The sequence below is a fragment of the Caballeronia sp. LZ024 genome (assembly GCF_031451455.1).
GTDB classification, from domain to species: Bacteria; Pseudomonadota; Gammaproteobacteria; order Burkholderiales; family Burkholderiaceae; genus Caballeronia; species Caballeronia telluris.
Genome location: NZ_JARUXL010000007.1, coordinates 1 through 24674, shown reverse-complemented (window position 1 = coordinate 24674; position 24674 = coordinate 1). Strand labels below are relative to the sequence as shown.

General features: G+C 60.1%; 19 protein-coding genes, 1 pseudogene and 4 riboswitches. Of the genes and pseudogenes, 3 read left to right on the top strand and 17 right to left on the bottom strand.

Features of this window, described 5'->3' with window-relative positions; translation table 11 throughout:
• Window positions 1–487: 487 nt before the first annotated feature.
• Genes QCE48_RS30265 through QCE48_RS30255 form a run of 3 tightly spaced genes read right to left on the bottom strand, consistent with a single transcriptional unit; the run spans window position 488 to window position 2553 of the window.
• Window positions 488–838: a hypothetical protein gene (locus QCE48_RS30265; protein WP_309788489.1), complete on the bottom strand. Its 351-nt coding sequence runs from the start codon at window positions 836–838 to the stop codon at window positions 488–490.
• Between the two features lie 27 nt (window positions 839–865).
• Window positions 866–1213 carry a DUF190 domain-containing protein gene (locus QCE48_RS30260; protein WP_309788488.1) on the bottom strand — a complete coding sequence of 116 codons (348 nt, stop codon included), beginning with the start codon at window positions 1211–1213 and terminating at the stop codon, window positions 866–868.
• A gap of 29 nt (window positions 1214–1242) precedes the next feature.
• Window positions 1243–2553 carry a voltage-gated chloride channel family protein gene (locus tag QCE48_RS30255; RefSeq protein ID WP_309788487.1) on the bottom strand — a complete coding sequence of 437 codons (1311 nt, stop codon included), beginning with the start codon at window positions 2551–2553 and terminating at the stop codon, window positions 1243–1245.
• Window positions 2554–2629: 76 nt separating this feature from the next.
• Window positions 2630–2696: riboswitch (Fluoride riboswitch) on the bottom strand.
• Window positions 2697–2749: 53 nt separating this feature from the next.
• Between QCE48_RS30255 and QCE48_RS30250 the strand changes: the two genes are divergently transcribed.
• Window positions 2750–3184, top strand: a complete 435-nt coding sequence (locus tag QCE48_RS30250; RefSeq protein ID WP_309788486.1) for an HIT family protein — start codon at window positions 2750–2752, stop codon at window positions 3182–3184.
• Window positions 3185–3221: 37 nt separating this feature from the next.
• Here the strand turns inward: QCE48_RS30250 and QCE48_RS30245 are convergent, their stop codons facing one another.
• The 13 genes from QCE48_RS30245 to QCE48_RS30185 all read right to left on the bottom strand — a co-directional run bounded on the left by QCE48_RS30245 (window position 3222) and on the right by QCE48_RS30185 (window position 20863).
• A complete protein-coding gene (locus QCE48_RS30245; protein WP_309788485.1) occupies window positions 3222–5213 on the bottom strand; it encodes a proton-conducting transporter membrane subunit in 1992 nt (663 codons plus the stop codon).
• Window positions 5203–6012, bottom strand: coding sequence for an NADH-quinone oxidoreductase subunit NuoB (gene nuoB, locus QCE48_RS30240; RefSeq protein ID WP_309788484.1), 810 nt, complete (start codon window positions 6010–6012; stop codon window positions 5203–5205). The genes QCE48_RS30245 and nuoB overlap by 11 nt, the downstream gene beginning before the upstream one ends.
• A gap of 12 nt (window positions 6013–6024) precedes the next feature.
• Window positions 6025–7512, bottom strand: a complete 1488-nt coding sequence (locus tag QCE48_RS30235; protein ID WP_309788483.1) for an NADH-quinone oxidoreductase subunit C — start codon at window positions 7510–7512, stop codon at window positions 6025–6027.
• Window positions 7509–8984 (bottom strand): hydrogenase 4 subunit F, encoded by a 1476-nt coding sequence (locus tag QCE48_RS30230; protein WP_309788482.1) that lies wholly within the window; start codon window positions 8982–8984, stop codon window positions 7509–7511. The genes QCE48_RS30235 and QCE48_RS30230 overlap by 4 nt, the downstream gene beginning before the upstream one ends.
• A gap of 2 nt (window positions 8985–8986) precedes the next feature.
• Entirely contained in the window at window positions 8987–9667 is a 681-nt protein-coding gene (locus QCE48_RS30225; protein ID WP_309788481.1) for a hydrogenase, read from the bottom strand.
• Between the two features lie 31 nt (window positions 9668–9698).
• Window positions 9699–10646 carry an NADH-quinone oxidoreductase subunit H gene (locus tag QCE48_RS30220; protein ID WP_309788480.1) on the bottom strand — a complete coding sequence of 316 codons (948 nt, stop codon included), beginning with the start codon at window positions 10644–10646 and terminating at the stop codon, window positions 9699–9701.
• Between the two features lie 249 nt (window positions 10647–10895).
• Window positions 10896–10966: riboswitch (Fluoride riboswitch) on the bottom strand.
• A gap of 48 nt (window positions 10967–11014) precedes the next feature.
• Entirely contained in the window at window positions 11015–11383 is a 369-nt protein-coding gene (locus QCE48_RS30215; RefSeq protein ID WP_309788479.1) for a DUF190 domain-containing protein, read from the bottom strand.
• A 214-nt stretch (window positions 11384–11597) separates the two neighbouring features.
• Window positions 11598–12890: a phosphopyruvate hydratase gene (eno, locus tag QCE48_RS30210; protein WP_309788478.1), complete on the bottom strand. Its 1293-nt coding sequence runs from the start codon at window positions 12888–12890 to the stop codon at window positions 11598–11600.
• A gap of 138 nt (window positions 12891–13028) precedes the next feature.
• Entirely contained in the window at window positions 13029–13562 is a 534-nt protein-coding gene (ppa, locus tag QCE48_RS30205; protein ID WP_309788477.1) for an inorganic diphosphatase, read from the bottom strand.
• Window positions 13562–13891, bottom strand: coding sequence for a DUF190 domain-containing protein (locus QCE48_RS30200; RefSeq protein ID WP_309788476.1), 330 nt, complete (start codon window positions 13889–13891; stop codon window positions 13562–13564). The genes ppa and QCE48_RS30200 overlap by 1 nt, the downstream gene beginning before the upstream one ends.
• 377 nt (window positions 13892–14268) lie before the next feature.
• Window positions 14269–14335: riboswitch (Fluoride riboswitch) on the bottom strand.
• Between the two features lie 55 nt (window positions 14336–14390).
• Window positions 14391–15941, bottom strand: a complete 1551-nt coding sequence (locus QCE48_RS30195) for a MutS-related protein (RefSeq protein ID WP_309788475.1) — start codon at window positions 15939–15941, stop codon at window positions 14391–14393.
• The gene (locus QCE48_RS30190) at window positions 15938–17473 is read right to left on the bottom strand and encodes a MutS-related protein (protein ID WP_309788474.1); all 1536 of its coding nucleotides are present in this window, start codon (window positions 17471–17473) and stop codon (window positions 15938–15940) included. Before QCE48_RS30190 ends, QCE48_RS30195 begins: the two co-directional genes overlap by 4 nt.
• A gap of 407 nt (window positions 17474–17880) precedes the next feature.
• Window positions 17881–17944: riboswitch (Fluoride riboswitch) on the bottom strand.
• A 609-nt stretch (window positions 17945–18553) separates the two neighbouring features.
• Window positions 18554–20863, bottom strand: coding sequence for a filamentous hemagglutinin N-terminal domain-containing protein (locus tag QCE48_RS30185; RefSeq protein ID WP_309788473.1), 2310 nt, complete (start codon window positions 20861–20863; stop codon window positions 18554–18556).
• Between the two features lie 191 nt (window positions 20864–21054).
• On the opposite strand from QCE48_RS30185, the pseudogene QCE48_RS30180 reads away from it, so the two are divergent.
• Together QCE48_RS30180 and QCE48_RS30175 are read left to right on the top strand one after the other, a co-directional pair.
• Window positions 21055–21395: pseudogene (locus QCE48_RS30180) on the top strand (AMP-binding protein); the annotation flags it as partial.
• A 78-nt stretch (window positions 21396–21473) separates the two neighbouring features.
• Entirely contained in the window at window positions 21474–23186 is a 1713-nt protein-coding gene (locus tag QCE48_RS30175; protein ID WP_309794408.1) for a PQQ-binding-like beta-propeller repeat protein, read from the top strand.
• Window positions 23187–23633: 447 nt separating this feature from the next.
• Here QCE48_RS30175 and QCE48_RS30170 read toward each other — a convergent pair whose 3' ends face one another.
• Window positions 23634–24404, bottom strand: a complete 771-nt coding sequence (locus tag QCE48_RS30170) for an ATP-grasp fold amidoligase family protein (RefSeq protein ID WP_309788471.1) — start codon at window positions 24402–24404, stop codon at window positions 23634–23636.
• Window positions 24405–24674: the final 270 nt, after the last annotated feature.

The window sequence follows — 24674 nt, the reverse complement described above, 5'->3', positions numbered from 1 at the left end:
TTGATTCATAGGATGATGAGCAATAGACGGTTAGTTGCATTCAGCCACTGCAGGAATGGCTGGCACGCGGCAGGTCTTAGCGGGGTCCTACTGGCAGATCACAGATCTTCGCGCGTCGCTCATCGCCCAGCGAAGTTTCGATCGCGAAAGGCCAAAACGATGGAACTCAATGTCCCTTGACGACCGACCCACAACGGTCCGTCGATCCAACGTAACCCCAACGGCGGCTTCCAATGGTGCAACGGCCGTTCGTCCCGCTGTCCGACCTGGGCAGAGATGTGGAGAAGACGTCCTTGCGCGCAGGCAATAGGACCCTGGTTCAATTTCGTTGGGCACTCGCCGTTCGCCGCGCACGCTGACGCTACTGAGTCGCTGCATGATTCCACTCTCGTCGCATAGCGTGTTCGCCGGAAGTAGTCGAGTGGTAAGACCGCCGTACCCTGACGACTGCGTTTCCATACTATCTCCCCAAAAGCCTTCGTCAGGCTTAACAAGTTTCCGCTTCGACCAACTCCGGATGGAGCCGTATATGGAGCAACACCCACCAGCGTTTCGGGCAATCGTTGGCGATCGAGATCACGTGCGCCGGCTCCCCCTCCAAACCCAGAAAGCCCTTTTTAATCGCGGCCTCATACGCGCGCGCCGCGTCCTTTCGTATCCAGATGATGACAAAAGGCACGGTCAACGCGCCGAAGGCCGCAAACCAGAAGGGCGAGATGCTGCCATAGACAGAATTCACGGCCGTGGACAGCATCCAGGCCATCGCCTGAGTCACCAGCACCGCGAACCCGAGCACCGTCAATTGCCCTGCCAGCCGCATCCTGGTCTGTGGTTTCATGGTCGACTCGGCCCGCGTGGCCGTTGCTCACGTCGCCTGCATCGGTAGTTCGCACGGCAGGAAAATCGCCCGGACGTTGTCCAGCCCCTTGCCATGCGTACGCCAGAAGTCGCGCACTTTGGCGTCCAGGTCAATGAGTTCGATGCAGTGCGGAAAACGGTGATGCGCAATCTCGATGTGTTCGTGATGCAGCCGGTCACCTTTAAGGTAACCCGCATGGACGCGATGCAAGAGCGCCTGTTCGATACCCGCTTCCTTCGCATGGCGAAGCAAGTGCGCGGCAAGGCTCGGTCGCGACACCCGATGCCAGAAGCGTGTCGGACGAGCCCTTTCGGAATGGTGGAAATACAGGCGAAGTGAAATCAGCTGAGTCATGGTGATGGGCAGGGAAGTGTTGGAAGCGTTCAGGATTGCGCGGAGACGGTCGCGGCCTTGCGGCGCGCGCGGCGCCAGGCCGGGATATCGGCCAAGCGCATGCCGGCTGGAATGAGCGGATGTTTTGCGTGGCCGACCCGTTGCGCGCGGTAAATTCCCGTGTGACCGGAAAAGAGGTAACTGACCACGCACGCCAAGGCGGCATACACGCCGATCTGAGGACCAAAGAGTTCGATTGCCATCACCGTCGACGCAATCGGGGTGTTCGCCGCACCGGCGAACACGGCGACAAAGCCGAGCCCCGCGAGCACCGGTATCGGCAACGCCAGGATGTGACCCAGTGCGTTGCCAAGCGTGGCGCCAATATAGAAGAGCGGAGTCACCTCGCCGCCCTTGAATCCTGACGCAAGCGTGACCACGGTGAAGCCGAATTTGCCGGCAAAGTCATAGACGGGCAATGGACCGTTGAATGCCTGCACGATGGTCGGTATCCCGAGACCCAGGTACTGCGGAACGTTCAGGACGGTGGCAAGGATCGCCACCACGGCACCACCAACCAAGGGCCGAAAAGGCGCATAGGCGATCTTGCGTTTGATGAGGGCGGACAACGCATGCGTCGAGTCGGCAAAGAGCATCCCCACTACACCGAATGCGATACCGGCAATGATCGCGGATCCAAACCCGAGGGCCGTGACGGGCGGCACGAACGGGATCAAATACACGGTGTGGTGAATGCCCCATAGACGGCATACCGCGTCGGCCACGACAGACGCGGCGAGACACGCCAGCAACGCGTCATAGCGCAGGCGGCCGATCGCGAGCACCTCGAGGCCAAAGATCGCGCCGGCGAGAGGCGTGCCGAAGACCGACGAAAAGCCCGCTGCGATGCCGGCCATCAGCAGGATGCGACGGTCCTCTCGACCTAGATCGAAGAGGTGCGTGACCCGGTCAGCCAGCGCCCCGCCCATCTGGACCGCTGTGCCCTCGCGGCCCGCAGAGCCACCGAACAAGTGAGTGATCACGGTGGCCACCAACACGAGCGGCGCCATGCGCTTGGGCACGATCTTCTGCGGATCGTGAATCTCGTCGATCAGCAGGTTGTTACCGCCCTCGACGCTCTTGCCGACGCGGTGATAGATCCAGCCGGTCAGGAACCCCGCGAACGGCAGCAACCAGACGAGCCACGGATGATCCACCCGCGTATCGGTGGCACGATCCAATGCAAAGAGGAAAAGCGCGGAGGCAGACCCGGCCAGGGCACCGAGCACGGAGGACAGCAGCAGCCAGCGCGCCAGATACGGCACCATGGCGATCTGTTCGACAGACTTGAGACGTTTCATAATTTCTAGGTTTGACAGAACATCAAACCTGGGCGACAGGGCGTCGCACGGACGACCTACGACCTCCTGCACCCAGGAACTCGTAGGCATCATCAGCCGAAGGATCGGCGGTTGTTTGGAGGAATGCCATCTCCAAAATCGCGGATTTTACGGAATAAATTTGCGCAACGCAACAACGGCGTGCGCCAAGAGAGCCATGACATACGACCACAACAACGCGTTCGCCAGGATCCTCTGGGGAGAATTACCTTGCATCAAGGTAGGTGAGACCGAGGCTGTACTCGCCTTCATGGATCTGAGGCCCCAGTCCGACGGGCACGTGCTTGTCATCCCGAAGGAGACGGCAATGGACATCTTCGAACTCTCCGATACCGCGGCCGAGGCCTGCATGCGCATGGTCCGGCGTGTGGCACTCGCGGTGCGCGCAGCACTGCGGCCGGATGGCATCGCGATCGCGCAGTTGAACGGCCGTGCGGCCGGCCAGACTGTCGGCCACGTGCATTTTCATGTGATTCCCCGGTGGGCCGGCCAACGGCTTCGACCGCATGCACGCGTCGTGGCCGAGCAAGCCACGCTCGAATCATTCGCCGAGCGTATTCGTGCTTATCTGGACAACCCGTTAAATGAATGATTACCCTTGCGCCCTGCCCTTCGTTCGTTGATGCGATCTATACCAGCGTCAAGGCCAGTATCGCGACAAGCAATCCGCCGATCAGCGCGAGATAGAAATTCAGGTTACCGGACTGCAATGCACGCAACTTCTCGGCGGACCACGTCACTATCCGCGTTGCGGGCGCGAACAGATGCCGCTCGAACAGATCGGTCACGCCCTCGGAAAAAACCAGCCGCTTGATAAAGTACTCGCGCTGTTCGTGTTCCCGCTCGGTGCTCATTGTCGGTTGATACACGAAGCTGTAGAACGTGCGCATCGCGTTCGAGAATGTCAGCGGCGTGGTCATCGCCTCGCGGCCATTCGGGGTTATTCCGCCGAACCAGACCGCCGTGCGCCGCACCGGACGCGCTTTCGTGAGTCTCAGGAGGGCAAGCGGCAGCAGCGCCAGCAACGGCATCACGATGATGAGCTTGGATGGCGAGATAAAAGCGAACTTGTCGGTCAACGGTACCAGCAGCCATCCAGCGACCATCGCCTGGGGACTGTTGGCTTGGAACAGCGTCTGGGCGCCGCTCGCCAGCGCGTTGAGCCAGAGCGGTGCACCGACGGCCACGGCAAGCACGCATAGCCCCAGCACTCCGACGACTGCCGCGTTCCGTCGTGGCACGGGTCGTGCGTACTCGACATCCGGCATGCCCAGTAGCCCCAACCCGAACAGTTTCACGAACGTAGCGAGCGCCACCGCTGCCGCGAGCGCGAGGCCCGCTCCGGCTAGCACGAGCACGAGGCGTCCTGTGAAGGCCGAAAGATGAAAGCCTTGAAACACCGTCTGGAAGGCATACCATTCACTGACGAACCCCGCTTGCGGCGGAACGGACGCGAGGCTCATCACGGCAAAGACCGCGCCGAGCCCTAGCATGAAGCCGCTGTTCTTGAGCCATGCGCGCGGCACGATATCGTAGTTTCCGGTCGACGCCTGGATGCCGTCAGCGACCAGAAAGAGCGCACCTTTGGCGAGCGAATGGCCGGCGAGGTGAAGCAGTGCGACGGTCCATGCGAGTCCGGCGAGGCCGCCCAGATGGTCACTGCGAAAGAGTTGCGTCACGCCGAGCATCGCGACTGCGACCGACGCGTTCTCCGCGGACGAGTAGCTGAGCAACGCTCTCCAGTCGTCCTGCTGGAACGCGAACAAAATCGCCAGCACCGCGCTGACCACGCCGATTGCAATCGCGACAACACCCAGGCCGAATGCGCTGCCGCTATCGCTCGCGACACCCAGCCAGCTATTCCAGCCACGGCTCAACGCAAAATAGGCAGCGTTCAAGACGACACCGGAAAACAGCACGCCGGTCGCACCACTGCCGCTCGAGTACGCACGTGGAAACCACTCATAGAAGGGGATGAGGCCCAGTTTCGCGCCGAAGCCGACGAGCAGCGCGACACCGGCCACCCACGACAAAAGCTCTGATGCGTGGGAAGCATGAGCACTGAACGCGTCGAAGCTGACGCCGCCCGCGGCATGGTCCAGCAGCAGGATCGCAAGGACAAGCGCGATGGCCCCCACCTCAAGCAGCGCGAGCATGAGCAACACGGAGTTGCCATTGGTATCGCGTGCGCGCTCGCCTGTGAGCATCACCGCTCCGCCCAGGCTCATCACCTCCCAGGCGACGAGCATCGAGATGCCGTCTTGCAGGCCGAACACGCCCAACGCGCCCAACAAGCTCAGCGATGCGCCCATCCACCACGTCCCTGTGCGACCCGAGAGCGGCGAGCCCAGCCAGCAGGCGAAGGTGGCCGGTACCAGACCAAAGCCCAATAGCCATATCGCCGAGGGCTCAAGCTTGAATGCGATTCGCTGCGATGCGAGCGCGAACGGAAAGTCGACGCGCGGCGTCGCCGTGGGCAAAGCAAGCAGACAAGCAACGACACCCAGCACGCAACCGGTGGTCAGCGCATATCTGACCAACACGCGCACCGTGCGCAGCGGCGAAAGGATGGCGGCGGCGAACCACAGTGCGCTCGCGGCCAGAATCAGATCAGCGCTCAAGCTGCCCTCCTCGCATCCGTTGCTCTTCGCGACCGAGGAGCAACAGCAGAGCGTGAATGATGGCTGCTGGGTTCGGCGGACAACCCGGCAGGTAGATGTCAACTGGCAGCACGCCATCGAGCCCGTTGCCGCACGCGTAATTGCCGCCCGTGACGCCACCCGACACCGCGCACGTGCCCGTCGCGATGACCCACTTCGGATCCGGCATCGCTTCATAGGTCTGCAGCAGCGGCGCGCGCATCGCGTGCGTCACTGGGCCGGTGACGAGCAGGACATCGGCCGAGCGCGGGGACGCCGTGAAGAAGATGCCGAGCCGATGCAGGTTGTAAAACGGATTGTTCAACGCCTGCAACTCCGATTCGCAGCCATTGCACGAGCCTGCATCGACGTGCCGGATATGGAGACTGCGCCGAAACGGTCGTCGCGTACGGTCCGAGAGGTCGCTGGCTGCATCGGACGCGAGCGCCTCGGCCCACACCAGATCGTCGCGCTGCTTCACACCCAGCGCCCAATCTTCAGACGCTGAAAAAGCGCCCGTCGGACACGCTTCAGTACAAAGCTGGCAGACGATGCAGCGGCCCCAGTCCACCTCGGGCCGCGCATTCTCGCCAAACTTCGGCGAAAACGTGATGGCGTGCGTCACGCAAGACTGTGCGCACGCATCGCAGCCGTCCTGGCATTTGGCCGGGTCATAACGCGGCATGCCGAGCACGCCTTGCTGACCATGCGCGTCACCCTTGAGTGGCCAGCCGGTACTGGCGCTGCCACTCGTCAAGCCGAACCACGTCCATAGAGACATGATCGCTCCGTCCTATCGTGCACAACCCGAAATGATCAAACCAAAACTCGCCTCATTGATCGCATAGTCCATCATGTTGCTGTCGTGCACGGTGAAGGGAAAAACCCGCCAGTTCGAAAACGATGGCGACTTGATCTTCGCGCGCGCAATGCGTGACCGGTCGTCGAAATGCAGCGCGTAGAGCACGCTGCCACGCGACGATTCCGCCCAGCCGAGCCCCTCAGCGTTCGGCACGCGCCGACAAGGCTCAAGCAGCGGCCCTGTCGGAACGCCGCGCGTGATGGCGTCATCGAGCAGCTCCAGGCTCGCCTGGAGTTCCGCGATACGCACCTTCATCCGGGCATACGCATCGCCCTCGCTGCGGACCGCGACAGCGGGCGGCAGTTCACCGTACGCGGCATACCGATGATCCCGCCTGAGATCACGATCGATGCCTGACGCCCGCTCGATCGGCCCGGTAGCGCCTTGATCAAAGGCGAGCTGCTGACTGAGCGGCGCGGTAGAAATGAGCCGGTCGAGATGGCTGGTGGTCCGCTCGATGAGATCGGCGTACCTATCTAGTTCGCGCCGGAGTGTCGTGATGCCCTTAAGAACCGCAACCACGTCCAGATCCCGGCGCACACCACCCGGCCAGACAATGCTGCGCAATAGCCGGCTACCCGATGCAAGCGCATTCATTTGCTTCGCACGCTCCTCCAGCAGCTTGCCCTGGGCCTCACCAACCTTCAGTGTCGTCGTGTGACACAAGTGGCCGAGGTAGTGCAAGTGGTTGTAGGTACGCTCGAGTTCCGCCGCGATGACACGAAGCCACTGTGCGCGAGGCGGCACGATGCACCCCGAGGCGTCCTCGACGGCCTGCGCATACGCAAGCGCGTGCGCGACGGTGTCCACGCCCGACACACGCTCGGCCAACAGACCGCCTCGTTCGATATCGATCCCCTCGAACTGTTTCTCCATCCCGCGATGCTTGAGGAACAGGTTGGGGTGATAGTGGAGAATGCCTTCGCCGACGTAATAGAAAATGAACTGGGCCGACTCGACCACATCAGCTCGCACTGGACCGAAGGGCAATAACTGAACGTGCTTGCCGGACACTTGCGGCAGTATTGGTGCTGCAAGTGAGCCCGCTGCGCTCGCATGCACCGCCCCGCCAGGCTCGAGCGGGCCACGCGCCGTCTGCGGCAGAAATGCGCTCACCAGGCGCTCCGGCTCCGGATGGCCGGCGAACGCGATGCCGCTCATTTCCATGATCTCGCGCTCGTGCCAGCCAAGCAGTGGAGACTTCGCCGCAAGACTCGCAACTGGTTCTTTGCCTGCATCGACACGCCAGCTCGTAAACTCCCGCTGGCCGGGCGTGGTCGAGATGTACCGCAATTCCGGCGCGTCCGGTCGCGGAAACCACGCGTATGCAACCTGCATCCGCCCCCCATGATCAAGAAGATCGGCAGCGGCCGCGTTGAGTTCGGCGGGCGTTATAGACGTAAGCGTGCAGTTGTTCATCGCGCAACTCCTCCCAGATCAGCGGCGACCAGTTCAAAGAAGCGCCAAAGGTTTTGCGGCCACCACACACCAAGGACCAATACCGGCACCAGGGTGAGCCACATCGGAACCGTCATCCAGGCGCTCACGCTCACCTTACGATTAATCTCCTGTGCCTCGCCCGCCGGCCTTGCTTCAAAGTACATGGCCCTGAAGTGATTGAGAAAGCCGATGAAGATAACAATCAGCAACAGCAACATCACGATCACGGCCCACGCGTTCGAGCCCGCCATGCCGGCGCGCATCAATGTCAGTTCGCTCAGAAACAGGCCGAACGGTGGTGCACCCGTAATCGCCACGGCGCCAGCCAGCCACAGCGCCCCGGTGACGGGAAAACGGGTCCACACGTTGCGTATTTCGCCCATCTCCTTGGTGCCGAATACGCGCATGACGTTGCCAGCGCCAAAGAACATGAGCGACTTGTTCAGCGAATGGTTGAGCATGTGATACAGCACGGCGGCGACCGCGAGCGGGCCACCGAATCCGAATCCGAGCGCCAGCACACCCATATGCTCGACGCTGGAATAGGCCATCAACCGCTTGATACCTTGCTGCTTCACGATGAAGAGTGCGGCGACAAACAGCGAAAACGCGCCGAACGCAACCAGCACCGTGCGCGGCAGAAGCGAGGAGCTCGCGGCATCGGTGATGGTCAGGAACCGCGCGATGCCAAGCATCGCCGTGTTCAAAAGCGCACCGGAGAGCATGGCGGACACCGGCGCCGGACCCTCGCTGTGTGCGTCGGGGAGCCACGTATGCATCGGCGCGAGGCCCGCTTTCGTGCCATAGCCCACCAGCACGAGCAGGAACGCCATCTGGGTGAGCGCCGGGCTCATCTGCGGGGCTGCATGGCGCAGCGCGTCCCACGTCATATCGTAGGTCGGGCCAATGACAAGACTTCCCGCCCAGTAGAAAAGCACGGTTCCGAGCAGCGCAAGGCTGATGCCCGCGGACACCACGATGATGTATTTCCACGCCGCTTCGATCGCTTCCCGGCCGCGCTCGAAGCCGATGAGGAACGTGCTGACGAGCGTGGTCAGTTCGATCGCAATCCAGTAGACACCGATATTGTTCATGATCGGTCCGCAGATCATCGTTGCCGCGAACAGTGCGAAGAGCGCATAGAAGTTCGGCAGCCGTTCGCGCTCCTCAGCCAGCAAGCGCATGTAGCCAACGGCATAGATTGAAGCGAGACAATACACGAGCGCGGTGCAAACCAGCGTCCAGGAGGCCAGCGCGTCGACCACGACGTAGTCGTGCAGAAAGCGATACCCGTCCTCGACGTTGCACGCCAGTGAAAGCGCCGCGACCACGCAGACGAACGACGCGATCAGGTTCGCATACTCAGCAATGCGCGCATGCCGGCACGCGGCGCAAATCGCTGCGGCGACGAGGGGCGAAACAACGATCACGATGCTCCACGTTTCGATCATGGTCACCCCACCAGCCGTGTAAGTTCCCGGCTGCTCGTGCTACCGACATGCTCGACCAGATAACGCACCAGCACACCGAAGCTCACGACGATGACAAGCAGATCGAAGAGCAACACCAGTTCGATCAACATCGGCATGCCGGGCACGAGGATCTGGGAGCCCAAGAAAATGCCGTTCTCAAGGATCAGGAGTCCGAGCACCTGACTGATCGCCTCATGGCGCACCGCCAACATCAGGAAGCCAATGAGCTTCATCGATAGCATCACTGTGAGCGCCAGCACGACGACCGTACCGCGGAAACCCAGCGCGTTGCCCAGATGGTTCGATACAACAAAAGCAAAGAGCACCAGCAGCGCACCAAGCACAATGCTTGAGCTCGGCTGCAGTATGACGTGCAACTCACGCTCGACTTTCAGCCGAACAATGATTCGCCAGATCAGATAAGGCAGCACAAGCCCCCGAAAGAGCGCAGTCAGGATCGCAATCAGGTACAGCTCGTGATAGTTGCCGTAGTAGCCCACGGCTCCAGAGAGCGTTGCGATCAGCCACGACTCGACCATGAACGCGAGCAAGTAGTCTTTCAACCAGCGCGAACCCAGCATCACGAACGCAAGCAGGAGGCTGCCGATCGCCAGCAGGCTGAAGAGGGATGCGGCAAGCGGACTCAGGTTTGCGAGCAGCATGATGTGTCACCTAAGGGGGTCATCTAAGGGGTCACCTGAGCTGGTTGGCGGCGATCGCAAGCACCGCCAGCATGAACGATGCAGCAAGCGGCTCCTGATAGCGGAAGAAGCGCAAGCGGGATTGCGCCGTCTCGACCAGCACGACGACGAGTGCAACCAGCAGCATGCGCAGGAAGAGGCCGATCCCCGCACCGAGTACACCCAAGGCCGTACCTCGTTGAGAAAGTCCCCAAGGCAGCGTCAGCACATTGCAAAAGATGGTGTAGAGAATGAACTGCTTCATCATCGACGCCCACTTGAGCAGCGCGAGAAGCGCCCCCGAATACTCGAGGATGCGGGCCTCTTCGATCATGTACACCTCGATGTGCGTGCTCGAATGGATCGGCAGACGGTCCGTCTCCACGAGCAGCAAGACAAAAAAAGCGAACACGAGAAAAAGGTGTGCCGGACTCCAGTACACGGAAGGTTGTGCAACCAGCAGATGGTTCACGACGAACGGCAGCATGGCTTTGGCGAGGAGCGTAATGCCGACCAGCACAAGGATCAGCGTCGGCTCAGCGAGAATGCCAAGCATCACCGAGCGGCTCGAGCCAATGCCGCCATAAGCGCTACCTGAATCCAGCCCAGCGAGCACAACAGCGAACGACCCGAGCGTCAGGATGAGGCCGCCGCCCAGGATGTCACCCATGTCGGATAGCGGCAGCGGAAAGTCAGTAAGCACCGGGATGAGGATCGGTACCGTCAGCATGCAGGTGAAAGCCACGACGGGCGCGGCCCAGTAGATCCACGAGGCGGTGTCCGGCACCACGAGTTGCTTGTGGAAGAGTTTCCACAGATCCCGATACGGTTGGAAGATGCCAGGGCCGCGTGCGCGTTGCACACGCTCTTCCCATTGCAGGATGACGCCCTGCAGTAGCGGCGACACTGCGATGACGGTTACCACTTGGGCCACCTGGAGTGCCACGTCGCGCGTGCTCATGCGCCCTCCGCTGAAACAAGGGGCTGGCCCACATCGCGATGTGAACGCGTCTCAACGCCCGTGCGGATCGCTGGACGATGACGCGACCAAATACGATCACGAAGGCAGTGACGAAAGAGGGAACAAGTGCAACACGGCGACTCGTTGATGCATCCCATATTCTGATTTTCTTGTAGGCAACAATCTGCCCGGGATGCTCAAACAAGAAGAGCCGGCGTAAGAATGCCTACCGGCCCCGAAGCGCCCGGGGACCATGTAGGCATCATTAGCCGCTAAGCTGCTAGCGGCGGTTAGGGAGGAATGCCATCTCCGCCAGATTCAAACCTGAGTATAGATGACGCGCCGACGTGCGCAAGGTCGGCATTCAACTATCTTGGCGAGCGGCCATAGAGCGAAAAATGCTTCGGCGGCTTAGGCGGGACATCATCGCCGATGATTCCGAACTCGATGGGAAAGCGCGTATAGAACACGTGCACGTTTTGGGCACGCACGACGTCCAGAATGTGATCGGCCTCGTCCTCGGTCACAGCAAGAATGATCTGCAGCGGCTGATCGGTGAGTTTCAGCATGTGCGCCGCATGATGCGCACCCGCATGACCGATGCCTTCGGCGCAGCTGATGACGGTCGCACCGCGGATCCCAAGTTCGCGAACCTCGTGCAACAGCCACTCGCATACGGTCTGGTGGCCGTGCTTGCGGTTTTGCTCGGTATAGAACGTCAGTTGATAGCCGTTCATCACCCACCTCCCGTAGCGCAAATAGCCGCGTCCCGCCGTGAGAGGTCCGCCGTGCGGTGCTGCGACGCGCTAGCACACTGTCAAGGGCCCCTGCTATATTCATTCTAGTCCATGGGGCCAACGACGCACAATTGTGCAGTGCGATATCGAGCAATACCGCCCGAGCGATACCGCGCGAGCAATAACGAGAGGTATCGCACGTGTGTCGCAGGTCTTACCGAAACAAACGGAGTGCGTCCTTGCCGGCAAACACGGCGTCCTGTCCCAGCCCACGCTCGATGGCGAGCAAGCGGTTGTACTTAGCCACCCGTTCACCACGCGCTGGCGCTCCGGACTTGATTTGTCCGCAGTTAAGCGCGACCGCAAGGTCTGCGATGCTCGTATCCTCCGTTTCGCCAGAACGGTGCGAGACCAGGCACGTGTACCCCGAGGTCAGCGCAAGTCGCGCGGTGTCGAGCGTTTCAGTCACCGTGCCGATTTGATTGAGCTTGATCAGGATGCTGTTACAGCAGCCCTCCCGAATGCCACGACTCAAGAACCTGCGGTTGGTGACGAACAGGTCGTCGCCGACGATCTGCACGCGCTCGCCAAGCTGCGCGGTCAACTTCGCAAACCCCGTCCAATCACTGTCGGCGAGCGGATCTTCGAGCGAAACAATGGGATAGCGCGTAAGCCAGTCCTTCCAGTAGTCAATCATCTCGTCCGTCGACAACGTCAAACCGTCCCGTGTGAGGTGATACCGGTCATCGTGGTAAAACGACGACGCGGCTGGATCCAGACCGATCGCAATATCGTCTCCAGGACGATAGCCCGCGCGCTCGATTGCGCGCATGATCGCGTCCATCGCAGCGGTGTTCGAAGGCAATTTCGGCACGAATCCGCCTTCGTCCCCTACATTGGTCGCCGTACCCAGTTCCGCAAGCACGTCGCGCAAAGCATGATAGGTTTCCGCGCCGTATCGCAGCGCTTCGCGAAATGTCGGGGCGCCAAGCGGAACCAGCTTGAACTCCTGTATATCGGGTCCATTGTCCGCATGCTTGCCGCCATTCAGCACATTGAACATGGGTACCGGCAGCACATGCGCATTGGCGCCGCCGAGATAACGAAAGAGAGGCATACCGTACGCCTGTGCCGCGGCCTTCGCGCACGCTAGCGAAACGCCGAGAATTGCATTGGCACCCAGGCGGCTCTTGTCTTGCGTGCCATCCAGTTCGATCAGTGTGGCATCAATAAGCCGCTGGTCGTCCACTCGCATGCCATGTATTGCCGAGGCTATCGACTCGTTGACATGGCGCACCGCGTCGCGCACGCCCTTGCCGCCGTAGCGAGTGCTGTCACCGTCGCGCAGTTCCCGCGCTTCGAACTCGCCCGTCGACGCGCCGGACGGAACAGCGGCGCTTGCCTGTATGCCGCTCAACAGTTCGACGGTGACTTCGATCGTCGGGTTGCCCCGGGAATCGAGCACCTCGTCCGCGGAAATGCGCTCGATTGCTGCAGAGGTGCCCATTGTCCTACTCCTCGCCGGCTTGCTAGCCGACATTAAAAGATGAGAGAAAAGCGTTACAGGATGCGTGACTTCGCCGGGCACGGACGATTCAGACACCACCGTCCGGCCGGCGGCCCGTCCGCCTAAACCAAACGCGTGTCACGCGTCCTTAGAAAACGCGGCCACTGCCTGGAGAATCGCGTCACAGGCCTCGTCGACACCGGCCCATCCCTCGAACTTGACCCATTTCCCCGGTTCGAGCGCCTTGTAGTTTTCGAAGAAGAACTTGAGCTGGTTCAACGTGTATTCCCCTACGTCATCCAAGCCACGAATGCTCATGGTCGCCGGACACACGGAATCGATTGGCACCGCGATGACCTTTTCGTCGGGTCCGGCCTGATCGGTCATGTTCAGCAGCCCCACGGGACGACAGGCAATGAGCGACAGGCGCTCGAGCGCGAACGGTGCGAGCACGATGATGTCGAGCGGATCGCCGTCGCGTGCAAGCGTACGCGGGATAAAGCCGTAGTTGTGCGGATAACGCATCCCCGCGCTCATGATGCGATCGATGCGTAAGAGCCCGAGCTTCTTGTCCGCTTCGTACTTCACGGGCTCGCTTTGCGCGGGGATCTCGATGATGGCGTTGACCTCGTGGGGTACGTTCTCGCCGGTCGGAATAGCATTGAAGTCCATTACGCGCCTCCCTTTGCACCAAGCACTTCGTACTCGACGGGGCAGCGCGTATAGAAGAGTGGAACACCGCCGTGCTTGAGGCTGTCGAGCAACGCATCGACGTTCGCATCCTCGGCCGCCACAGTGACCGCGACCGGCTGGTCGACCAGTTCGAAGAAACGCGCTGCATGATATTTGCCATGTGCGCCAATAGCTTCCGTCACTTCGATCACCGATGCGCCATGAATACCGGCCTTCTTCGATTCGTCCAGGATCCAGTCGACCACCGTCATGTGATTCTTGCGATGGCTCTGGTTAGCTGCGAACACCGTTAGCTGACTGCCTTTCATGGGTAACTCCGATTGGCTCAAGGGAGAAACAGGAACCACCGTTGCGCGCAGGCACGCCGCAGCGAGATGCGCAGGGACAGTGGTATTGGCAGGAGGGTCTCGCGAGCTGCACACAGAGCGCGCCATGTGCTGGGCCGCAACGAAGACGAGGCGTACCCGCGCGCCGCTTGTGGGCAGCTGCAAAGTCGCGCCGGTTGCATCCCGGAGGAGCCCGCCGTGCGCAGCTGGCGTCGGACAATGCGTTGCAGTCCGATGCGGCGCACCGTGGATGCGCGGACTTGTGAGGCGATAGTGATATGCATATGAACCCGATTCGAGCGATGTCAAATCTGGGCAGCAGGACCGAGCGATCACACGCCTACAGCTTCCTGACCCAGGAACTTGTAGGCATCATCAGCCGGCTTGACTGGCGGTTCGGGGAGGAATGCCATCTCCGTCAATCAAGTGTAACACTCGTGATTGACCACTGCGCGTGGGATACGCGTCCTTACGAGTTCAACTATTCAACTTTCGACAGGCTGACGGATATGGGCTCAGCATGTTCTTCACATTCGTATTTCGAGAGGAATATTCGCCTGTACAGATCTTCCCCATAGCTGGTATGCAAGGGTTCAGCCTCCGTCAATTTGAATGTGCGCTCGCCGTCCGCGCGCCGCTCCGCTCTCAGGAACATCATGCTCGGCGCCTTCTGCTCATGCAGTCCGTGAGCCAGCGCGTACAGATGCGTCACCAATACGATTTTTACACGCTTTCGCAACAACGCCGCGATGATCTGGCGCGCGATCTCGGAACCCTCGCGCTCGTTGGTTGCCGCGAATGACTCGTTGCACAGCAGCAGCGAGTGTTCGCGAATGTGATCGACGATTTCGCTCATCCGCTTGAGTTCCTCATCGAGCTTGCCGCTCTTCATCGACGCATCTTCTTCGCGCTTGTAGTGCGTAAAGATTCCGTCGCACACATTCGCGGAAAACGACGCCGCCGCAACAAACATTCCGCATTGCATCATGACCTGCGCCAAGCCGACGCCGCGTAGGAACGTCGACTTGCCGCCTTGATTTGCACCGGTGATGACAACGAGGTCACGGCCATCCCCGGCCACGTCGTTGCCGACGGGGGCATGCTTGGCGCGCAGCGCGAGACTAGCGTCGTACAAGCCGTCAAAGGCGTACCGCCTTTCATTGCATTCCGATGGAACAGGAACGCAGACGGCCACGCGCAACCGCGTCAGTTCGTGATGCAGATTAACGCATCCGATGTAGAACGCCAGTTCCGTTCGCAACATCGTAAAAAAGCTGAGGATGTGTTCGGCGGACTGGGCAAGTGCATTCGCGACGAGATTGATGCCGCGTGCCTCGAGGTCTGACAAGGTTCTGGCGCCAGCCTCATCCCGGTCCGCGATGTGAAACGTCAACGAGCGCGGCCATTTTGCGAATAACCGCCTCAGAAGATTGGGATCCTTTTCGTGAGGTTTCCGGAGCACGTAGTGGATTCCTTTGTTACCCTGGCCCAGCCCCGCACTGATCAGCACGCCGTGGTTGAACCTGATCTCCTTGAGGCAACGCTGAATTATCACGAAATACTCGTCCGTCAACTCTCGCTGGATCATCGAGAAAAATTGAGCAAACCCTTCCGATTTGAACTGCGCCGCCTGCGTGTCGGCGACATCTCGTAGCTTCTTCAAGACACCCACGAATTGCTGAATCAAGTCTCGTGCGCCGTGCAGCACCGAACTGGGTGACCCAGAAAACACCCCGTAGTAACACTTTCGCTTTGTTTCGATCCCTTCGATCGCGATAGCGTATAGCTGCCTCACTACCGCTTCGATCGTAATGCAGTCGCTAAGGATTGCCTGACGATAAGTAATTTCGCCTAGATTGATAGAGCTCGCCGGGACCACCCGTTTGGTCACGTCGTAGACAAACGCATCGCCCTGCGCCATGGCCTGATAGAGCGTGTTCAATTCCAGGTCCTGGACGAGTGCTGGCTCATTCCACACGACCTCCTGCCACATATCCAGGTCTCGGTCCCGGTATAAAAGATAGGCCTTCATAGTCCGAGCCGCTCCGTCAGATGATCATAGGTCAGGCCATAAAGCTCTGCGACCGACACCGCATAGGCCCGGCCATCGGCGGGCCTTCTTCTCACTCGAAAGGTGCGAGAAGCCGGGTCGTCGGGCTTGACTTCGCTCACCATGCTCACAGCCCGATCGTCGAGATGAGCGAGTTCTTCGATGAAGGTCACGCAAACGCACAAGGCATCGCGTTCCAGCATCTCGCCGATGATTTTCTTGCTCAGAAACAGCGCGTCGGTCAGCGTTGTAGAACTGAATATCTCGTTCATGATGATGACGCTTCGTGACGTGGCATGCGCCAGGATCTGATGGACACGCATTAGGTCGTCCTGTAGCTTGCCGCGCAGGTCTTTCGTATTTTCTTCGCGCTCGAAGTGCGTGAACAGCCGGTCGCACAGATAAAGCACGGCGTTCCGGCCTGGTACCGGACAACCTATCTTCGCCAGGTAGTGCAGTTGGCCGAAGGTGCGGGCAAAGGTCGTTTTCCCACCGTTGTTGGGTCCCGATACGACAATCAGGCGTTCTTTGCCATCGAGATGGCAATCGTTACAGATCACAGGTGCCTTTTCGATAGCGAGCTTGTGTGCGAGAGCGAGATCAAACATCTCGTCGCAGTGCACCGCTTTGCTGGTCGACGACATGCGTGGGTAGCAAAAGCTCAAACCCGCAGATTTGCAGATACCGATGTAGTCGCGGTACGCCAGATAAAATTGAACTTCGCGATCAAACGTCTGGATCGTGGCGTCGAGATAGTCCGCGTTGTTCACGCAATACGCAGCGAGTTCGATGAACACCTGAGGGTGCAGTTGCGCGACGAAATCCAGTACACGGGCTTCGACATGGTTCATGTCCAGCCAGTCGCGCAGCTCCGCGCTGTGATCTTTGACCGCCCCTTGCTTGAATTTGTCGAAGATCCTCAGCACGTCGGCACTTTGGTCGATTTCTGAATCATAGTGAAGCACCGTGACCGCGCTCCCCTTAATGCGAATGCAATACCGAATCGCCGCCAGACTCTCCTTGATATGGATCGCATCGTGCATGAGCGATTGAAAGCAAGCTGATGCAACATACCCGCTCAAGGTTCGCTGAAACTCACGCAGACCTTTTGATACGGGCGCCGCCAGCGGCAGATCATGCGCAAAAGTCTCGAGTGTCTTGCAATACACCGCGATCGCTTCGAGGAGCCACCACTCGCTCTGGAGCCGGTAGTGGAGCTTCTCCGCCTGCGCCAGATGCTGGCGCATCTTGCGCATGCCGACGGCGAAAGCGTTGATGCTGTCGAGCACGGCGACATTGTCGAGGTCCTGCATGACCTCATGCCGGTAGGTGATCGCTTCCTCGCGCGCCAGCTCGGTATGGAAGAAGGGCTTAAGCGTGTAATCGTCCCGCCCGATCGTGACCGCCGAGACGATCTGGTCGAGATTGAGATCGCCGAAGAATACCGGTTCCGGCGCATCGTCGCGCCTTGGGCCGTCTTCCGGCTTTTCGAACAGGATGCTGTGAAAGACCACGCGTATCCCCTTCTTGTTTGAAAACTACATTCGCTCCCGGCAGGTCAACGAGGCCGATAGCCCGTCTGCAGGTCGCCTCCACGTTGATTCGGCAGGCCATGCCGCTAGCGGGCTGGCGCTGAACCGGATAACGCGACACCACGCGGCGCAATAGGACACTCCCGGCAGCGCGCACCCGTGCGCCCCGATCGAATGGAATGTCGTAAAGAGAGGCTTGTAGGCCGATATTCGAGAGATCGTCGATCCATCATGCTTCCTTGTTCGCGGGGCAGCCTAGGCGATCAACGCGGATCGCTAAAAGACTAGCCGGACGGTGATGGAAACTGGGATCTTGCGCCGAGCTAACGAGACGGCGCATTTTTTAAGGCAAGTGAAGCCGTTGGACGCACTCCCACAGTGCCATACCCAGGCCTGTAGGCATCATCAGCCCGTTGCGGGCGGTTACGGAGGAATGCCATCTCCGACGTCAAATTAAAGTCTACGCCTCGCAAGATGCAGGGACAACCCCCTTGTCAAGCAGCGGTCGGACACCTGTTTATTCCGTGAGGGTGTCCAGGTCATCCAGCTTGATTTCGATGTATGACGAAAGCCTCTATGGCCAATGACGCGAGGAACATGCTCGTCGAGAAAAGGTCCGTTACCTGCATGAGGCGGACGTTCGAACGTCCGCCTCAGATTGCGGCCGAATGGCTCTAGATGGCCGGTTGCCGAATTTCGCAGCGCGAATGCCGATCGCGGAAATGCGGCCGCGCAGTGGACTACCGTAGCCGACACAACGGTCACGCAGAACGGCGAGACATTGATGGCTGCTTAAGGGAGTCAACGCGACATCCCACTCGCATGAAGCTCACGCGACGACACGCTTTTGCCGGGTCAAGCCGAAACGTAGGTCGAATTCGCATAGTGCAACGTCGATGTAGGGATAACGAACGTAACACGGAAGACTACAGAATCACCGAGCCGCTGTGGCGCGCTACCTCCTTTCGTTCTACAGCGACGATGAGACGGCATCTGATGCGACGCTGAAGCAGTGACGTCCGGGCACGCGTTTGTCGGCTATGGCTGGTTGTTCGTCGCCGTCTAATATCGAAGCTGGGGAAACCCGTACTGTTCTGGTGGCTCCCAGGCGCCGTTTGAACTGAAGTCCCATGTGGGCCCGTAGCTCGCCGACTTCCCAAGACCTGCATTCGTCAAGCCACTCGTCGCGGGAAGCATGGTGCCCTGACCGACACCGCTCGTTGCGTTACCCACCTCGTTACCCCAGAAGACGTCCGGTGCGATCTGGCCGACGTTGACGCCAGCGACGCCGCCAAGCGGAGCGCCGCTAAGGGTCGTGCTGGTCCGGGCGTTAGTGACCGATTGCGAAATGGAACCCGAGTTCGAGCCGATCAGGCCGCCGACAGCCCCGCCTGCGCTCACCGTCGGCGCCTCGAGCTGGTAGCCGTAGTAGGACTGCTCGATGTGGCCGCGATTCTCGCCTGCGACGCCGCCGGCCGGACCATGTTCGCTCGTCACCCCGGCTAACCCGCCTCCCGATGCAGCACGAATAACGATTCCCTCGTTGACGCCCACTGCACCGCCGGTCGCCGCACCGCCCGACACGGTGGTGAAATCGTTCCTTGTTTTCGCCATCACACCGCGATTGATACCCACCACGCCTCCAGTAGCGGTGGTGCCTCCGCGCACAGTCCCGTATGTGTCAACGTCGATTATCAGCCCGTCGTTGCGACCCGCTATCATCCCGAGCGCGCCTTCGCTCGCTGTCACCGAACCATTGGCCAGACCGAAACTCCGGATCACCGCCCCCTCGCCGACGACGCCAAACATACCGGTAGTCGAGCTGGAATTTGTATTGCGCGCGTCAACGCTTACAGAAAAGACACTACCGCCTCCGTCGAACTGTCCGGTGAAAGGGTGCTCGGCACTGCCGATGGGGGATGGCAGTGTCGTACCGTTGTTGAGCTTGGAAGCAGAGGGATTGACGCGATAATTGCCGGCGAGGTTGTCGTAGATAGCGCTGAAGTCGGCGGAATCGTTAATCTGCATATAGCCGGTGATCTGGGTCTTCAGCCCGCTCAGATGTGCCGGTCTCCACGCGGGATTGGTGCGCTGCACACCCGGGACATACGCCCCGTTGCGGTCGTAGTACATCTCAACGAGACCGGTGCTGCGGCACCACTCGATCACACCGTAGTTCAATACGCTGCCGCCGTTATTGGCTGCGAGATCGTCAGCCGCAGCGGTGAACGTCCCGCTACCTGCGTTGGCGACGGTTACGCCCGGAGATATCGTCACCGAGTGGCGAGCGCGGAAGTAGAGCGGCGCTGCACCTGTCCAGCGCACATCGCCGCCGACGACGATGTCGCCCGTGCGCGCCGACGGGTACACCGTATCGACGCTCACCGCTGTACCGGAAGACAGACTGTGCGAAAAGGTTCGGGCCAGCGCAGAGTCGATGGTCAGATCGGGGATGGTAATGCTTAACGAATCCGCGTGCACCGTCGCATCGCCCATACTCAGGTGGTCGGCTCTGATGATTATTTCGCTAGGCGGCCCCGCACCCTTCTGCGCGTTGATCGTCGCGCCGTTAGCCTGGACCCTCCCGGTCTCCGCGACGAGCCACACATGACCGTCACGCTTGGCGGTGCCAGTCGCATGCAGTTCCCTGTTGTGCCCTGCGAGCGCAAATACGTTGCCGTCGGCGGCTTCAATCGCGATCTGCGCCGCGCGGATGACGCCCGCGTTCAACGCAGTCCCGCCGCTGCCGACCTGAATGTACGCAGCGTAACCGAGTCGCTCGTAAAGCGGAATGAGCACGTTCTCTCCGACCGCGAGTTGCGCGAGACCTTTGTCCGCGCGCAGCTCGCCCGCATTTACAACCTTGTTACTTGCGATTAAGAAGACGTCGCTACCGGTCGACTCAATCTTCCCCAGATTGACGATCTTTCCATCTGATTTTCCCGTTAGCGACACCTGGGGAAAATACCGCATGAAGTCGTCGTTCGTGATATTGAGCGTCGATGCCACGAAGCGCCCACCCGTCGTCACGACACCGGTGCGTCCAACTACCACCCCGTGCGGATCGAGCAGATACACGTCGCCGACGCCTGCGAGTTTGCCGTCGATGGTGGCTATGCCCGGCCCAGTCACGCGGTTTAGCGTCGCGCCATTCGGGTTATCGATGGACACCGCGTGCGCCTTACCGATCGAGAAGCTGTTCCAGTCGATGACGGCCGTCGGCGTAGTCTGTTTAATCGCGAGAGTCGTGCCATTGGTCACCATCGAGCCCGCGCCCCCGACGAACTTTCCGCCGCTGGGCAACGGGCCCGCGCCGAAGGTAGGCACGGTCAAGCTGGCAAGCACGATGGCGGCCAGCGGCCTGAGCTTCACTCGATAATGCCGTCCATGCCTGTCCCTGACTGACTCCGGCGCACGCTTCTGGAGCGGGTGTATCGTTAGAAAGCGCATGACGGCCTCCCTGGCACGCACAGCGAGTCCAGTTGGAAGATCCGCGGCGCCTCGTGCAATCGCACGCTCGGGCTTAGAACCGATTGCATCGCCGCTCGGGTTCAATGCTAGGTGACGAACGCCAGGCGTCGTACCTTTGTTACACCTCGAGCACGACAGGAAATCCAAAACGGCGCGCTGTATTCTCATCGCTCCACGGTGCTGCAAGCGTACGCCGGTTCGCTGCCGGACGCGGGGTGTCTATTAACGCGCGGCTCGGTGTTGCCCGTCGTGTCAAGGTTTCATGCGAACGCATGGGGCATGCCGCACGCCGCGCCGCTCACGGCCGCGAATCTCGTCCTTCCGGGCAAGGACCTCGACGGAAATCCCTAGCTGATGCAGGCGGAGAGCGTCAAGCAAGCCGCCGGCGTGCCCCGTGTGGCTTGGCCTGCTCAACTACATGAAGGAAGCAGGATGCAGCTGTCGTTATTGCAACGCGGGTGATCGGCGGGTCCGGCGATAAACGCATTGCATCCAGACCTGCTATAACAAAGTGACGCGCGAGCATGGCGTCGCGCGCGAAAATCCACCGTCCCGCACAGCCGACACGATGAAGTTGTGGCGCTCGTGCGCGCAGTTCCGTCTTCTATATCCTCACAGACCGTTACGTCCGGGTACTGTCTCGCTAGAGAGGTGTGGCATGAAGCGAATCGACTGCGCGCATCGCGTTTTCGTACTTCTCGGCATCGCGTCGGTTTTGTCGATGGCGACCACGGCGTTCGCGCAAGGCGCGGGAAACGGGAGTGCGCCTCCGAGGGATCCGCCGTACATCGCCAGTCCTGCATTGAGCAGGAATACGGCGTCGACGATTCCGGGCGCCGCAGCCCTCACCGTCGCAACGGACTGGCCGACCTTCGGAATGGATCGACAGCGCTCCGGCTATAACGCGGTCGAGCGCGTGCTCAACGCGGGCAACGTATCCCAATTGCACGCGCACTGGACCACCGACATAGGCGGTCCCATCACCACTCAGCCGACCCTGATTACGGGAGTCTCGATCAACGGCAAGCCAACCGATGTGGTCTACGCCGCGACGTGGTCGGGCCGGATCGTCGCCTTGAATGCGGCGACCGGCGCGGTCATCTGGAGCGTGCAGGCGCCTACCGTGCAAACGCGGTGCGGCAATTTCAACGCGTCGCAAGGCTTCGTGGGCACGATTGGCACGCCGACACTCGACCGAAGGACCAATCGGATATATGTGGTCACGGGCTATGGCTTCCTGCATGCGCTTGACCTGTCGACGGGCGCCGACGTCATGCCGTGGGTCCAACTGCTCGACGCAGCAAACGCCTCGCCGAAGACGATTGTGTTCGGCAGTCCGACGCTGAGCGGCTCCGATATCTACATCGCCACCGCCAGCCCATGCGACGTGCGGCCTTATCATGGCCAGATTGTGCGTGTATCGACGACGAACGGCGCGATACTGCAAAGGTGGTACACGACGGGCGCGACCGGTCCGGATGGCGGCGGAATCTGGGGTCCGGGCGGTGTATCGATCTCGCCGAACGGTCGATGGGTGTACACCGCCACCGGGAACGCGTTTCCTGATGCGCAGAACGCTCCTTACGCCGAACACGTCGTCAGGCTCACGACAGACCTGAAGCTCGATGCGGCCAATGCGCCGCCGCTCTCGACCACCATCGACGTGGACTTCGGCGCAACGCCCCTGCTCTTTCAGACCGCCGCATGTCATCCGATGCTGGCCGCGATGCAGAAGACCGGCAGGCTATACATCTACGACCGCAACACGCTTGCCGACGGTCCCATCTATTCTTTTCAGATTGGCCGCAGCACACCGGCGGGCAATTTCATCGGCCTGCCGGCATTCGATCCGGTGCTCAATCGAATCTATCTTGGGAATCCGGTCGATTCGAGTTCGGGGATCGTCCGGCACGGCCTAGTTGCGTTGTCGGTTCAATCGGACTGCTCGGTCGCGATTGCTTGGAATCTGCCGGTGGGCGTGAACTCGGCGGGCCAGAATCCGTCAATCTCACCCATCGTCGCGAACGGCGTTGTTTATTACGCCGACGGCATCGGAAGCGAGGTATTCGCAGTCGATGCACGGAGTGGCGCACAACTTTGGGCTACCAACAACCTGCCCGCTGCAGATCGCGTCACGGGCGGCATCTTCACGTCGCCGACGGTCGTCAATGGACAACTTTTCGTCGCGGGCTCCGATCACAAGATTCATGCTTACGGCTTGTAGCGGTGGATGCGCTCAATTGGCATTGGCACTATTCACGACCTTGCTCTAGCCAACGCAGAGGCGTGGGTAGCGATTAAACACGTACTAGGATGCAATGTAGTTCGCGGCGCACCCGGCGAACGCCAACATCTTCGGGCAAGTACCGCATTGGCAGGAGCGACGAATCGGTGATGGCCGTAACGAGCGCGAACGTTCCAACCCACGACTGGGCGGGTCCCTGATGGCAACAAATATGCATGTTCGACGCAATATCATGTGGACGGCTGCTTTCGGGACGGGCGCGACGTTCGGTCCATCGCATATGCAGGCCCCAATAACGCAACGTGTCTACATTAAACAACCCCACTCATAGTCCACGCTGTCTGGTGTCAGCGGGAACAATCCCGCTCCCGTCGTGAACGTAAGTTTGCCGAAATAGACGGTCCCGTCGACATCGTAAAGGTCGACTCACACGAAGTCGAAGTCGCTCGCCAAGGTACGCGCGACAGTCAGCAGATTGTCGAGGTTCGCGGGACGCGGAGCGGGGGTCGCACTGCGTTCGTAGTGGCCCATCCTTATGTCTAGAACACTCCATTGAGCGTCGTAAATATCGCCGCGCGGGTGTTTTTCGAAGCGATCGGAAATGACCAAGATGAATATTGCGGGATTCTCCGCATCACGATTGAAAACATGAATCTTTATGTCGGGCGGTATTCGTCCGTCGGGTCCTTGCAAAAGCGTCTCGAAGAATATCCGCCGATCAATATCGCTGCAATGCCGCTCTCTCGCAGTCGCGTAGAAATTCGTTGATAACCAACGCTGCGCCAGCGCGTCGAGTCCTTCAAAAGACGTTGCGCCTTTGTCCTTGACGATCTTGACGAAGCCGCAGCCGTGATTTGCTTTCATCACGAACGATAACGGGAGATCGTCAAAGACGCTCTCCGTAAATTTCGTTGGAGCAGCGATGAGCGGAATGAGATATTTTTCTCCGACCTTTTCCGTCACGTAAGCGCGTACCTTTAACTTGTCAGATAGTGTGCTATAGCGGTAATCGGGAGAAAGGCAACGTAGCAAGATCTTCTCGTTGAAGGTCAGCGGATTACGCGGGTTCGGGAATCGCCCGATTCTGCGACGATGGTAGAGGCTCAACAGCACCTTATCAGGAAGGCTTGGATTCTGAACGGCGAGCAGACTTCGGACATTAAATCGTGCCGTCGCCCCCCCGGGCTGGATATACATCTCAGACCGGCCGGCGCTCCGTAAATAACGCGCGAACGCCTCGGCAAAGGGCCCTCTTTTTAGCCAAAGCTGTCTTCGCGAAGACTCTGCCGCGAGGGGCCGCTCAGATGAGGTTGAACGGCGGGAGAAGGACTCCAGAGGCGCAAGGCCGCATGTTCACAAGTGCCGCAATGCGCATGGAATTCCGACTCAGACCAGCGCTTCCTTTCGTACGGATGCGCTGCCTTTTGACGCATTGCGCACCACGTTTTGGTTTCGCACACTGCACCG

Bases quoted from the DNA above. Each gene is read 5' to 3' on its own strand.
- QCE48_RS30265 (WP_309788489.1), bottom strand. From the start codon at position 838: ATGAAACCACAGACCAGGATGCGGCTGGCAGGGCAATTGACGGTGCTC.
- QCE48_RS30260 (WP_309788488.1), bottom strand. From the start codon at position 1,213: ATGACTCAGCTGATTTCACTTCGCCTGTATTTCCACCATTCCGAAAGG.
- QCE48_RS30255 (WP_309788487.1), bottom strand. From the start codon at position 2,553: ATGAAACGTCTCAAGTCTGTCGAACAGATCGCCATGGTGCCGTATCTG.
- QCE48_RS30250 (WP_309788486.1), top strand. From the start codon at position 2,750: ATGACATACGACCACAACAACGCGTTCGCCAGGATCCTCTGGGGAGAA.
- nuoB (WP_309788484.1), bottom strand. From the start codon at position 6,012: ATGTCTCTATGGACGTGGTTCGGCTTGACGAGTGGCAGCGCCAGTACC.
- QCE48_RS30235 (WP_309788483.1), bottom strand. From the start codon at position 7,512: ATGAACAACTGCACGCTTACGTCTATAACGCCCGCCGAACTCAACGCG.
- QCE48_RS30230 (WP_309788482.1), bottom strand. From the start codon at position 8,984: ATGATCGAAACGTGGAGCATCGTGATCGTTGTTTCGCCCCTCGTCGCC.
- QCE48_RS30225 (WP_309788481.1), bottom strand. From the start codon at position 9,667: ATGCTGCTCGCAAACCTGAGTCCGCTTGCCGCATCCCTCTTCAGCCTG.
- QCE48_RS30220 (WP_309788480.1), bottom strand. From the start codon at position 10,646: ATGAGCACGCGCGACGTGGCACTCCAGGTGGCCCAAGTGGTAACCGTC.
- QCE48_RS30215 (WP_309788479.1), bottom strand. From the start codon at position 11,383: ATGAACGGCTATCAACTGACGTTCTATACCGAGCAAAACCGCAAGCAC.
- eno (WP_309788478.1), bottom strand. From the start codon at position 12,890: ATGGGCACCTCTGCAGCAATCGAGCGCATTTCCGCGGACGAGGTGCTC.
- ppa (WP_309788477.1), bottom strand. From the start codon at position 13,562: ATGGACTTCAATGCTATTCCGACCGGCGAGAACGTACCCCACGAGGTC.
- QCE48_RS30200 (WP_309788476.1), bottom strand. From the start codon at position 13,891: ATGAAAGGCAGTCAGCTAACGGTGTTCGCAGCTAACCAGAGCCATCGC.
- QCE48_RS30195 (WP_309788475.1), bottom strand. From the start codon at position 15,941: ATGAAGGCCTATCTTTTATACCGGGACCGAGACCTGGATATGTGGCAG.
- QCE48_RS30170 (WP_309788471.1), bottom strand. From the start codon at position 24,404: ATGTATATCCAGCCCGGGGGGGCGACGGCACGATTTAATGTCCGAAGT.